Genomic DNA, 12585 nt, shown 5'->3' with positions numbered 1-12585 from the left:
ACTACCTCTTGTGGTCAGAATGGACATTTTAGTACGGAACAGCGGAATCTAGGCGCTGAGTTGGCTGGCTATTGTCTTGCTAATCTCGGTATCGGGATGCTGGTGCGGCCGTGCGCGCATCGCTTCGCCGATCATCACCAGCACCGGTCCATGCGGCGTGCCGAGGCCTTGCGTTAGCCCGGCGATGGTCATGCGGTGGATCTGCTGGTCGGTGCGGCTGACGTTTTCGATGACCACTGCCGGTTTGTCCGGCGCGTGGCCATGAGCCAGCAGGCGCTCAGCGGTGGCGATGGCTTCGCGGCCGCCCATGTATTGCACCAGGGTGTCGGTTTCCGGGATGGCGTCGTGGTCCGAGTGTTCCGGTGCGGTGGACGAGGTGAAGAAGGCAACGCTGCGGGCGACGCCGCGCTTGGTCAGCGGCTGTTTGGTGGCGGCCGCCGCTGCAAGCGCGGTGGTGATGCCGGGGACGACCTCTACTTCGATGCCGGCTTCTTCCAGCGTGCGCAGCTCTTCGTCGGCGCGGCCAAACATCATTGGATCGCCACCCTTGAGACGCACCACCAGCTGCGCCTTGTGCGCGTAATCGACCAGCATCTCATTGATCAGCTGCTGCGCCAGCGAGCGCTGGCCGCTGCGTTTGCCGGCCAGGACTTTTTCCGCTTGCGGACACAGTTCCAGCATCTCGGGTGTGACCAGCGCGTCGTACAGCACCACGTCGGCCTGTGCCAGCAGGCGCGCGCCGCGCAAGGTGATCAGGTCCTGCGCACCGGGGCCGGCGCCGATCAAATACACTTTCCCGAGTGCCGCCATGATTACAGGCGGATCATGCCGGCGGCGACGGTCTGGTGGGTGACTTCATCGATCAGGATGAAGGCGCCGGTCGCGCGGATGTCGCTGTAGGCGTCGGCGGCCAGCGGCTGCTGCACCGCCAGCTCGATGGTGGCGATGTCGTTCAGCTTCAGGCCTTCGGCGCCGTGGCGCTGCTGGGTGTTGATGTCCAGCAGGGACTCGATTGCTTTCACCTTGGCGGAAGTCTGCTTGGTGCCGTGCTTGATCCAGTATTTGCGGCGCACATCCAGCGGCTCGTCCGACATCCAGCATACATCCGCTTTCAGCTGCTTCAGCTGCGTGGCCGGCTGGTCGGCACTGGCCAGCAGATCGCCGCGCGAAATATCCAGGTACTCGTCCAGCAGCAGCGTGATCGATTGGCCGGCCACTGCCGACTGGTGCGAACCTTCCAGCGTGACGATGTCCTTGACGGTCGCGCTCTGGCCGGACGGCTGTACCACCAGCTTGTCGCCCACCGAGACCTTGCCGGCTTCGATACGGCCCATGTAGCCGCGGAAGTCGTTGGCTTCGTGGCCGTTGTGGCGCGCCACCAGCTGCACCGGGAAGCGGAACGGCGCGTCGTGCGACTCGTCGTACACCGACAGCGATTCCAGCAGCTCGATCAGCGTCGGGCCCTGATACCAGCCCAGCTTTTCGCTCTTCTCCACCACGTTGTCGCCGGTCAGGGCGGACAGCGGAATCGGCGTGATGTCCTTCAGGCCCAGCGAGGCGGCGAATTCACCGTATGCCTTGACGATGCGGTTATAGATATCCTGGTCGTAGTTCACCAGGTCCATCTTGTTGACCGCAACGATCACATGCTCAATTTGCAGCAGATGGGCGATGGTCGAGTGGCGCTTGGTCTGGATCAGCAGGTCCACACCGCCGTCTTCGCGCAGCTTCACTTTCGACACATCGACCAGGATGATGACCGCATCGGCGGTCGACGCGCCGGTCACCATATTACGGGTGTACTGCTCGTGGCCCGGCGTGTCGGCGATGATGAACTTGCGTTTCGGTGTGGCGAAATAGCGGTAGGCCACGTCGATGGTGATGCCTTGTTCGCGTTCGGCTTCCAGGCCATCGGTCAGCAGCGACAGGTCGACGGTGTCGCCGACAGTGCGCTTGTGCTTGGAACGCGACATGGCGTCCAGCTGGTCGGCGAAAATGCCTTTGCTGTCGAACAGCAGACGGCCGATCAGGGTGGATTTGCCGTCGTCGACGGAACCGGCGGTAATAAAGCGCAGCAGGCTTTGTTCGTGAGTATTCTGAGTCATTAGAAGTATCCTGCTTTTTTACGTTTTTCCATCGATGCTTCGGACGTCTGGTCGTCCATGCGCGTCGCGCCGCGCTCCGTCACTTGCGTGATCGCCGTTTCAGCGATGATCTGCTCCAGCGTCACCGCGTCCGAGGACACCGGGCAGGTGCAGGAGATGTCGCCGACAGTACGGAAACGCACCACCTGTTTTTCGACGGTTTCGCCTTCGCGCGGCGGCGTCAGGTCGGTCAGCGGCACCAGCAGGCCGTTGCGCGGAATGACTTCACGCTCGTGGGCGAAGTAAATCGGCGGCAGCTCCAGCTTTTCGCGGGCGATGTACTGCCACACATCCAGCTCGGTCCAGTTGGAGATCGGGAACACGCGCATGTTCTCGCCTGGATGCACGCGGGTGTTGTACAGGTCCCACAGTTCCGGGCGCTGCGATTTCGGGTCCCATTGGCCGAATTCGTCGCGGAAGGAGAAGATGCGCTCCTTGGCGCGGGCCTTCTCTTCGTCGCGGCGGGCGCCGCCGATGCAGGCGTCGAAGCCGTGTTCGGCGATGGTTTCCAGCAGCGTCACCGCTTGCGCGGCGTTGCGCGAATCGGTCTGCGGATTACGCAGGCGCACCGTGCCTTTCTTGATCGAGTCTTCGACCGAACCGACGATCAGGCGCTCGCCCAGCTCGGCCACGCGCTTGTCGCGGAAGGTGATCACTTCCGGGAAGTTGTGGCCGGTGTCGACGTGCACCAGCGGGAACGGGAATTTGCCAGGACGGAAAGCCTTCTCGGCGATGCGAAGCAGCACCACCGAGTCTTTACCACCCGAGAACAGCAGGGCAGGGTTGCTGCATTCGGCAGCGACTTCGCGCATGATGTGGATCGCTTCCGATTCCAGCGCATCGAGGTGGCGCGAGTTCACTTGCACGTTGTTTTCTACTAAAGCATTCATTTGGATTCTTTCAAGCTGCGACAGATTTAATGCGTATCAGTTTGCCGTCAACGACGTGGAGGCCGCATTCTTTCGATTCCGGGTTCTCCCACCACCAGCGACCGGCGCGGACATCTTCACCTGGCTGTATGGCTCGGGTACACGGTTCGCAGCCGATCGATGGATAACCCTGGTCATGCAGCGCGTTGTACGGCACGCCGTTCTCGCGGATGTAGTGCCAGACGTCTTCCTCGGACCAATCGGCCAGCGGATTAAATTTGGTCATGAAGTGCGCAGCATCGTCTTCCTCGACCATCAGCGAGCCACGGGTGGCGGCTTGCGCGCGGCGCTGGCCGGTGACCCAGGCCTTCTTGCCCAGCAGCGCGCGGCCCAGCGGCTCGACCTTGCGGATGCGGCAGCATTCCTTGCGCATCTCGACGCTGTCGTAGAAGGCGTTCAGACCGTTCTGCGCGACGTAGGCATCCACCGCCTCCTGCTGCGGCTTGTACACCGCGATTTCGTAGCCGTAGTGCTGCTTCACCTTGTCCAGCATGGCCAGCGTTTCCTTGTGCAGACGGCCGGTTTCCAGCGAGAAGATGCCGATGTCGTAGCCGCCTTTCAGGATCAGGTCAGTCAGCACCATGTCTTCCGCCGCCAGCGAGGAGGCGAATACCGCCGGACTAAAATCGCTGGCGATGCGGGACAGCGTGGCGCGCGTGTCCGCAATCAGCTTGCTCAGGTCACTCATTGCCGCTCCAATCAAATGCCGGCGGGAGTCGGGCGTGCGTGGCGGCGGAACAGCGGCGTCTTCTGATCGACCGAAGCCTGATAGGTTTCGGAGAAGTCGGACAGGCCTTTCAGCGCGTCGTGCACGTTACGGTCGGCGCGTACCGAGTAGGCGTCGAAGCCGACGCGCTGCATCGAGAACAGCTGGTCGCGCAGCACGTCGCCGATGGCGCGCAGTTCGCCGCTCCAGCCCAGGCGGGTGCGCAGGTTGTAGGCGATCGAGTAGCCGCGGCCATCGGTGAATTTAGGGAAGTCGATGGCGATCAGCGGGAACTGGTCGAGCAGGTCTTTCAGTGTTTCCGGGCGTTCGTCGGAGGCGAGCCAGACGGCGATTTCACCGGCAGCGGTGCGCGCCGCCAGCAGTTCGCGCTGCACCAGCCACAGACTTAGTGGCACGATGAATTTGCCGGCCGGGACGGCCACGGTGGCTGGATCGACAGCCGGTGCACCTTCCACCGGTTCGGCCAGGCGCAGCACCTGCCAATCATCTTCCACCACTTCACGGCCCTTGATAATCAAATGCTTAGACATATTCATCCTCTCCAACCAGGCGGCCGCTTTTTTCAGCGATCGGCGTGGCGTACACAAATTCCTTGAACGGTGCGACGCCAATACGCTGAACGCAGGCGGCAAACGATTCATCTTCAAAACGATCGCGCAGATAGACTTTCAGCAGGCGATCGATCACTTCCGGCATTTGCAGGGCGGAGAACGATGGGCCGATGATCTTGCCGATGGCAGCGTTGTTGCCTTGCGCGCCACCAATCGACACCTGATACCATTCGCTGCCATCCTTATCCACCCCCAGCACGCCGATGCTGCCGACGTGGTGGTGGCCGCAGGCGTTGATGCAGCCGGAGATATTCAGTTCGATCTCGCCGATGTCGTGCTGGTAGTCGAGATTGTCGAAGCGCTCCGAGATGGCGGCGGCAATCGGCAGCGACTTGGCGTTGGCCAGCGAGCAGAAGTCGCCGCCAGGGCAGCAGATCATGTCGGTCAGCAGGCCGATGTTCGGCGTTGCCAGGCCGTGCGCCTTGGCTTCCTGCCACAGTGCGAACAACTGCGATTGCTCGACGTCGGCCAGCACCACGTTCTGCTCGTGGGTGACGCGCAGTTCGCCGAAGCTGTAGCGGTCGGACAGCTCGGCCATGAAGTCCATCTGTTCGGCGGTGGCGTCGCCCGGCGGTACGCCGGTCTTCTTCAGCGACAGCACCACGGCCGCGTAGCCTGGCACCTTGTGCGGCTTGACGTTGCGGTTGACCCAGTTGGCGAACGCCTTGTTGCCAGCCTGCGCGGCGACCACGTCGGAGTCGTCCAGCGTTTTGTACGCCGGCGGCTGGAAGTAGTCGATCACGCGCTGCATCTCTTCGACGGTCAGCGTTTCAGGACCGTCTTTCAGGTCGGCCCATTCTGCTTCCACCTGGCGGGTGAATTCTTCGACGCCCACGGCTTTCAGCAGAATCTTGATACGCGCCTTGTATTTGTTGTCGCGGCGGCCGTACTGGTTGTACACGCGCATTACGGCTTCGGTGTAGGTCAGCAGGTGCTGCCATGGCAGGAATTCACGGATCACACTACCGATGATCGGCGTGCGGCCCATGCCGCCGCCGGCCATGAATTTGAAGCCGATTTCACCGGCGTCGTTACGCACCACGGTCAGGCCGATATCGTGGATGGCGATGGCCGCGCGGTCTTCCAAGGCGCCGTTGATGGCGACCTTGAATTTACGCGGCAGCGCGATGAATTCCGGGTGGAAGGTCGACCACTGGCGCAGCACTTCGGCGTACGGACGTGGATCGATGATTTCGTCAGCGGCCACACCGGCGTAGGGATCGGAGGTGGTGTTGCGGATGCAGTTGCCGGAGGTCTGGATGGCATGCATCTCCACCGACGCCAGGTCGCTCAGGATATCCGGGGTCTGCTCCAGCTCAATCCAGTTAAACTGGATGTTTTGACGGGTGGTGAAGTGGCCATAGCCACGGTCGTACTTGCGGGCAATATGGGCAAACATGCGCATTTGCTTGCTTGCGAGCAAGCCGTACGGCACGGCGATGCGCAACATATAGGCGTGGCGTTGCATGTACAGGCCGTTTTGCAGGCGCAACGGCAGGAATTCGGCTTCGGTCAGCTCATCGGACAGGCGGCGGCGTACCTGGTCGCGGTACTGGGCGATGCGTTCTCGGATGATGAGGTGGTCGTATTGGTCGTATTGATACATGAATATTCTTCCTGGATAGTCGCTGATTCCCCAAACTAGCGCTAATAGTAATAAACTTCGTCTTTATTCCATACGACTTAGTCTTTATTTGCTTATATAAGGATTGGGTATAAGCATGGACACTAATAATTTTAAGATGGGCCAAGACCTGCAATGAACCTTCATCAATTGCGCTTTGTGCGCGAAGCAGTACGCCAGAATTACAACCTGACCGATGCCGCCAAGGCGCTGTTCACCTCGCAGCCGGGCGTGTCCAAGGCCATCATCGAACTGGAAGAGGAATTGGGGGTCGACATCTTCACCCGTCACGGCAAGCGCATCCGTGGCCTCACCGAGCCGGGCCGGCTGGTGTTGCAGTCGGTGGAACTGATCATGCAGGAGATCGACAGCCTGAAACGCATCGGCAAGGAATACGCGGCGCAGGACAGCGGCAGCTTCACCATCGCCACCACCCACACCCAGGCGCGCTACACCTTGCCGAAGGTGGTGCAGGCCTTCATGGTGAAATTCCCCAAGGTGAGATTGTCTTTGTTGCAAGGTAATCCGCAGCAGATTGCCGAGATGGTGCAGCGCGACCAGGCCGACCTGTGCATCGCTACCGAGTCGATCGCCGGCGTGACCGGGCTGGTGACCTTGCCATGCTATCAATGGGAGCACGTGGTCGTGGTGCCGCCCGACCATCCGCTGCTGCGCACCAAGCAGCCGACGCTGGAAGAGATCGCGGCTTTCCCGATCATCACGTATGATGGCGCCTTTGCCGGCCGCAGCAAGATTGACCATGCGTTCTCCTTGCGCGGCCTGAAGCTGGATGTGCTGCTGGAAGCCATCGACGCCGATGTGATCAAGACGTATGTCGAGCTGGGCATGGGAATTGGTATCATAGCGGGCATGGCCTTTGACGCCGAGCGCGACAAGAACCTGCGCGCCATCCCTGTGGGCCATCTGTTCGGCATGAATGTGTCGCGGGTGGCGGTCAAGCAGGGCGCCTATCTGCGCAGCTATATCTATACCTTTATTGAACTGCTGGCGCCTACGCTCAACCGCAAGTTGATCGAACAGGCCATGAGCGGCGAAAAAGATAACTACGAACTATAAAGAAAGCATCAACATGATTACCAACCAGTTGACACAATATTACGCCGTCAACGCGGATAACTATGACCAGGTCTACGCGCAGGAAGAGCGCTTTGACGATCTGGACGATTTGCAGGAAATGGTCGCCGAGCTGTTCCAGGGCCACAAGGTGCTGGAACTGGCTTGCGGCACCGCCTACTGGACCGACCTGATCTCGGAAGTGGCCGATTCGGTACACGCCACCGATATTTTGCAGGAAATGCTGGATCTGGCTGAAACCCGTGGCCTGGACGAGGACATCGTCAGCTTCGGGCAGATGGATGCCTTCAACCTGCCGGATGGACTGGAAGGCCAGTACACCGCCGTGTTTGCGGCCGGCCTGTGGAGCCATGTGCCGCGCGAACAGCACGACAGCTTCCTCAAGCATCTGCGCGCCAAGCTGGGCAAGGACATTCTGCTGGTGCTGCTGGACGAATCTTATGTCGACGGCAATTCGACCGTGATCGCCCGCACCGATGCGGAAGGCAATACCTACCAGATCCTGACCGCCGACGACGGCCAGCGCTACGAGATCCTGAAGAACTATCTGACCGACAGCACCCAGCGCAAGCGCTTCACCAACCATGCGAAGCAATTCCGCATCGAGCGGCTGGAGTATTACTACTTGCTGAGTTGCAAACTCAAATAATTCAAAAATAAGTTCTGCCAAGCCGCCCTCGGGCGGCTTTTTTCACCCTGATGCTAAATAACAACAGATTATCGTTGTCACATTGTTGAAGTAATTGATAGGCATGATTCCCGCCGTGGATTCAACACGCAGCCTTTCTTCAACCTTAAGTAGAGAACATCAAGTGAAAAAACTTACTCTGGCAGCACTGATCATCGGCGGCTTCGCAGCACAAGCCCAAGCTCAATCGAACGTAACGATCTACGGCCTGGTCGATGCCGGTATCGTGAGCGAGCGCGGCGCTGCTGCCGGCTCCGTGACCAAACTTACCAGCGGTATCGGTGGCCAGTCGCGTCTGGGCTTCCGTGGCACGGAAGACCTGGGTAACGGCCTGTCGGCTATCTTCCAGATGGAAACCGGCTTCAAGGCAGATGATGGTTCGCTGGACAGCGCCAACACCATCTTTAACCGCCAGGCTTTCGTTGGCCTGAAAAGCAAGGACGCAGGCCAGCTGACCATCGGTAAGCAATACACCATGCTGTACAACGCACAAAGCCAGGTAGCCGATCCATTCGGCGCAGGCTATGCCGGTTCGCTTAAAAACCTGTTCCCGTCGGCTGGCGCCAACACCCGCGTAAGCAACGCCATCGTCTACGCCACCCCAGTCATGGGCGGCTTCAGCGCCGAAGCCCTGTATGCACTGGGCGAGCAAGCTGGCAGCGCTACCGCCGGCCGCCAGTTCGGCTTTGGCCTGAACTATGCGCAAGGTCCGCTGAACGCACGTCTGGTCTACAACAACAAAAACAACGACACCGCTGCTGTCGGCGCCACCCCGGCTAAAACCCAGGACACCGGCCGCAACACCATGTTCGCCGCCAACTACGACTTCAAAGTCATCAAGGCTTACTTCGCTTACAGCGCGGACAAGGGCGTGAACAGCGCGCAAATCCCGAACGGCAGCAACAACCCGCTCGGCCTGCCAGTCCTGCCTACCGCCAGTGTTGACAGCAACGACATCCTGATCGGCGCGCAAATCCCGGCCGGCAATGGTTACTTCATGACCTCGTACATCCGCAAGGACGACAAGACCGCGAAAAACCAGGACGCCAACCAGTTCGCACTGGGCTACCTGTACTCGCTGTCCAAGCGTACCGGCGCCTACGTTTCGTACGCCAAAATCAAAAACAAAAACGGCGCCGGCTACACCGTTGGTAACAACAACGAAGTCGGTAGCGGCGACAAAGCCTTCAACGTTGGTATCCGCCACGCCTTCTAAGCTGGCTTAAGCGGTTACGGCGGCGGCAGCGGCAGGCGGATCATGATCCGCGTGCCGCCGTCGCTGACGATGGCGATATCGCCATGCAGTGCCCAAACGCGCTCGCGCATCCCGATCAAGCCAAAGGACGATGCCTTGTCCATGTCCTGTTCGGCGATGCCGCAGCCGTCGTCATGGATCGTCACATACAGCGTGGCGTCCTGGCGATACAGCGATAGCGTCACCTTGCGCGCATCGGCGTGGCGGGCGATGTTGGTCATGGCCTCCTGCACAATGCGGAAGATGGCCGTGCTGTAGCTATCATCGAGTATCAAATCCTCTTCGGTTGCATCCAGCAGGCAGTCTATGCCCTGGCGCTTGACAAATCCCTGGCGCAGGCTCTCCAGCGCAAAATACAAACCACCTTCATCCAGCGCACGCGGACGCAGATTGCCGGCGATGCGGCGTAGCGAGCTGATTGCCGACATCAGCAATTCATCCATGCCAGCCTGCAATTGGCGCGCTGCGGCGCTATCGCTGTTGCCGTTGTAGCGCTGCAGCAGCGCAAGGTCGCCGCTCAGCGTCGCCAGCAGTTGGCCCAGGTCGTCGTGCAGTTCACGCGCGATGTGCTTGCGTTCTTCTTCGCGGATGGTTTGCAGCGCGGCCGACAGCTCGCGCAGCTGCGCGTACGATTGTTCCAGTTGTTCCTGGCGCGCGACCTGGCCCAGACGCCAGCACAGGCGCGCACCCACGGCCAGCGCGGACAGGATCAGCAGGGAGGAGGTATGGCGGTGCATGGCGGCTCCATGCGGCCGAGGGCCGCTGGAGTCACACTAAAGCAGAAGCAGGGAGGGGGATTTGATTTACATCTGCTTGAACAGATGCAGGAAGCTGCGGCTGACTTCCAGCTTGTCGGAGCGGCCCTTGATCATCACCAGGTGGCGGCCACGGATGTCGCGCGTTACGCCTTCGATGGCGTTGACGTTGACCAGCGTGGCGCGGTGAATCTGCCAGAACAGCGCCGGATCGAGTTCATCGGCCAGGTCGCGTACCGGCTTGCGGATCAGCGCTTCGTATTTCTCGGTCTGCACGCAGGTATATTTCTCATCGGAGCGGAAGAACAGGATTTCCTCGACCGGAATCATGCGCAGATCCTGGCCGATGCTGGCCTGTATCCATTGGAGGTGGGCAGGCTTCGGTGCGGCGATCTTCTCGCTGAGCTGCGCCAGCATGGCAGTCACGCTGGCGTTGACATCCACGGCAGCCGTGGGCTTGCTGAGGCGGGTCTTGAGACGATCCACAGTGATTTGCAGACGCTCAGGCTCAGGCGGTTTCAGCACATAATCGACCGCGCCGCGCTCAAACGCTTCAACCGCATAGGCGTCGTAGGCGGTGACGAACACGATATGGCTCTTGTTGCCGATGACGCTGGCAGCTTCCATGCCGGTCTTGCCCGGCATGCGGATATCCAGGAAGGTGAAGTCTGGCTTCAACTGGTCGACCAGCTCGATGGCTTCATCGCCATTTTTGGCTTCGCCAATAATGTCCAGCTCGGGCCAGACCTGGCCCAGGCGCATGCGCAATTGGTCGCGCATTAAACGTTCGTCATCTGCAATGATTGCTGTAGGCATCGTGTTCGGGTGTGAAGTGTAAATTATTTAATTAATTATTCAACGAATTGCGTTAATAAGCAATCATGTTGATTTTTTCGCTAACTGGTACGGCACCTCGATGGTGACGATCACGCCACTCGGGCTGTTGGCAGCGATCAGCAACTGGCCCTGGTCGCCGTGCAGCAGCTTCAAGCGCTCGCGGATATTGGTCAGGCCGAGGCCGGTGCCGTCGCTGGGCTTGGCGCCGAATCCCAGGCCGGTGTCGCTGACTATCACGCGGAGCTTGTTGTGGGCAACATCGGCTCGTACTTTCAGCAGGCCGCCTTCGGGCTTGCCTTCAAGACCGTGCTTGATGGCGTTTTCGACCATCGATTGCAGCATCATCGGCGGGAAGGCGGCGGTGCGCAGGCCGTCCGGCACATCGAATTCCACCGTCAGGCGCTCTTCCATGCGCATTTTCAGCAGATTCAGGTAAGCCTCGACCATGTCGGCTTCGCGGCCCAGATTGGTAATCAGCGCGTTGTCGCGCATTTGCGGCAACACCGCACGCAGGTATTTGATCAGGCTGCGCTGCATGGCGGAGGCACGCGGCGGATCGGTTTCGATCAGGTGCTCGACCGAGGCCAGGGTGTTGAACAGGAAGTGCGGCTCGACCTGGGCCTGCATCATCTGCATCTTGGCTTCGCTGAGCTGGCGCTGCATGGATTCGCGCTCGGCGGTGGCGTTGGCGGACTGGGTCTCGGCTTCTGCGCGCTTTTTACTGCCCATCAGCGCCTTGGTGCCGAACAGGAACAGCACCAGCAGCGTGATGAAACTCTTGAACCAGGTGGACGCCTGGCCGTGATAGCGGGCCACTTTCTGCTCGGCCGCGTCGTCCACGGCTTCTTCAATCGCGTTGGACAGCTCCTCGCCAATTTGCGGCGGCAGATCAATATGAACTTCTTCGCCCGGCAGCGAAGGCAGGGCAGGGATGGAAGCGGCCCCCGATTTGCCAGACTTGGCGGGCGCCGCCGGTGCTTCCGGTGCTTCCGGTGTTTCCGCCGCAGCGGGTGCTTCCGGCGTCTCCGGAGCCTCTGGCGCGGCGACCGGCGTTTCAGTGTCTTCGGTATTCTTGTTGCGGATCTTGCCGCGCTGGCTGAAGTGGATGCCGCTATCGTCGATGCGGATATTCGTGTCATTGCCCTTGCGCTTGCTGCCACGCGATTGCTCTATCTCTTCCTGAATCGGATTGGACGAGAATAATTCGTCCTGCAGGATGGAGCCGGCAATCAGCATCAGGATGGCAAACACCAGGAACTTCCACCACGACAACTGGGTAACCCAGGTGGCGACCACGTCAAAGCTGCGATGCAGCACGCTGCCGGCGGTCTTCAGGGTGTCTTGCACTTTAGGCGTAGGAAACATGAACGGCTTTCACTCTTAACATGATGCAAGTGTAGCGAGCCGCGCCCGGAGGCGCCATGCGATTGCGACAGTCTGCAAAAAATGGCGACCAGACGGCAAGTTGAAAGGAATCGCTTGCCAAACCTGTCAAAGCTTTGCTATAGTTCGGTCCCTCGCGAAACGACGCATACGCTGCAAAGCGAAAACGAAGTAGAAACGAGGGGTTGACGAGATAAATCAAGTGCTTCATAATCTCGCTTCTGTGCTGCTGAACACAACGCTTCAGCGGCAAGTAACACAGATCTTTAAAAATTCACAGTCGATAAATGTGGGCGTTTGATGCTGCAACAAAAAGCATTAAATGCTCAACAAAGAAATATTCAGTAGAAATACTGTCAGTATTTTGAGAAGAGCGAACCAGCCGGTTTGGTGTAAAAGCCAGGTCGGCAAAAACAGAGATTAAACTAAAGAGTTTGATCCTGGCTCAGATTGAACGCTGGCGGCATGCCTTACACATGCAAGTCGAACGGCAGCACGGAGCTTGCTCTGGTGGCGAGTGGCGAACGGGTGAGTAAT

At 59.7% G+C, this 12585-nt stretch carries 12 protein-coding genes and 1 rRNA gene; 4 read left to right on the top strand and 9 right to left on the bottom strand.

The genetic code is table 11. The features are described 5' to 3' along the window. Positions 1-48: 48 nt before the first annotated feature. Genes cobA through KW842_RS09055 form a run of 6 tightly spaced genes read right to left on the bottom strand, consistent with a single transcriptional unit; the run spans position 49 to position 6017 of the window. On the bottom strand, positions 49-810 hold the full coding sequence (gene cobA / locus KW842_RS09080; RefSeq protein ID WP_218303783.1) for a uroporphyrinogen-III C-methyltransferase: 762 nt from the start codon (positions 808-810) through the stop codon (positions 49-51). 2 nt (positions 811-812) lie between these two features. Next, complete coding sequence (locus KW842_RS09075; RefSeq protein WP_218303782.1) at positions 813-2105, bottom strand: sulfate adenylyltransferase subunit 1; 1293 nt, start codon at positions 2103-2105, stop codon at positions 813-815. After that, positions 2105-3034 carry a sulfate adenylyltransferase subunit CysD gene (gene cysD, locus KW842_RS09070; RefSeq protein ID WP_218303781.1) on the bottom strand — a complete coding sequence of 310 codons (930 nt, stop codon included), beginning with the start codon at positions 3032-3034 and terminating at the stop codon, positions 2105-2107. Before cysD ends, KW842_RS09075 begins: the two co-directional genes overlap by 1 nt. A gap of 10 nt (positions 3035-3044) precedes the next feature. After that, a complete protein-coding gene (locus KW842_RS09065) occupies positions 3045-3761 on the bottom strand; it encodes a phosphoadenylyl-sulfate reductase (protein WP_218303780.1) in 717 nt (238 codons plus the stop codon). Positions 3762-3772: 11 nt separating this feature from the next. After that, positions 3773-4336, bottom strand: a complete 564-nt coding sequence (locus KW842_RS09060) for a DUF934 domain-containing protein (RefSeq protein WP_218303779.1) — start codon at positions 4334-4336, stop codon at positions 3773-3775. After that, entirely contained in the window at positions 4323-6017 is a 1695-nt protein-coding gene (locus tag KW842_RS09055; protein WP_218303778.1) for a nitrite/sulfite reductase, read from the bottom strand. Before KW842_RS09055 ends, KW842_RS09060 begins: the two co-directional genes overlap by 14 nt. A gap of 153 nt (positions 6018-6170) precedes the next feature. Between KW842_RS09055 and KW842_RS09050 the strand changes: the two genes are divergently transcribed. From KW842_RS09050 to KW842_RS09040, 3 genes are all read left to right on the top strand, one after another. After that, positions 6171-7112 (top strand): CysB family HTH-type transcriptional regulator, encoded by a 942-nt coding sequence (locus KW842_RS09050; RefSeq protein ID WP_218303777.1) that lies wholly within the window; start codon positions 6171-6173, stop codon positions 7110-7112. 13 nt (positions 7113-7125) lie between these two features. Next, positions 7126-7779 carry a class I SAM-dependent methyltransferase gene (locus tag KW842_RS09045; protein WP_218303776.1) on the top strand — a complete coding sequence of 218 codons (654 nt, stop codon included), beginning with the start codon at positions 7126-7128 and terminating at the stop codon, positions 7777-7779. 163 nt (positions 7780-7942) lie between these two features. After that, positions 7943-9034: a porin gene (locus tag KW842_RS09040; protein ID WP_373925156.1), complete on the top strand. Its 1092-nt coding sequence runs from the start codon at positions 7943-7945 to the stop codon at positions 9032-9034. A gap of 14 nt (positions 9035-9048) precedes the next feature. On the opposite strand, the gene KW842_RS09035 is transcribed toward KW842_RS09040, so the two are convergent. The 3 genes from KW842_RS09035 to KW842_RS09025 form a co-directional block, all read right to left on the bottom strand. Next, positions 9049-9810 (bottom strand): ATP-binding protein, encoded by a 762-nt coding sequence (locus KW842_RS09035; RefSeq protein WP_307729808.1) that lies wholly within the window; start codon positions 9808-9810, stop codon positions 9049-9051. A gap of 66 nt (positions 9811-9876) precedes the next feature. Continuing rightward, the gene (locus tag KW842_RS09030) at positions 9877-10644 is read right to left on the bottom strand and encodes a LytTR family DNA-binding domain-containing protein (RefSeq protein WP_218303775.1); all 768 of its coding nucleotides are present in this window, start codon (positions 10642-10644) and stop codon (positions 9877-9879) included. 63 nt (positions 10645-10707) lie between these two features. Continuing rightward, positions 10708-12030, bottom strand: coding sequence for a sensor histidine kinase (locus KW842_RS09025; RefSeq protein WP_218303774.1), 1323 nt, complete (start codon positions 12028-12030; stop codon positions 10708-10710). Between the two features lie 440 nt (positions 12031-12470). On the opposite strand from KW842_RS09025, the gene KW842_RS09020 reads away from it, so the two are divergent. After that, positions 12471-12585: ribosomal RNA gene (locus KW842_RS09020) — 16S ribosomal RNA — on the top strand; the annotation flags it as partial.

Origin of the sequence: Duganella sp. sic0402, assembly GCF_019219065.1 — a bacterium.
Lineage (GTDB): Bacteria > Pseudomonadota > Gammaproteobacteria > Burkholderiales > Burkholderiaceae_D > Rugamonas.
This window is presented reverse-complemented; position numbering and strand designations above follow the sequence as displayed.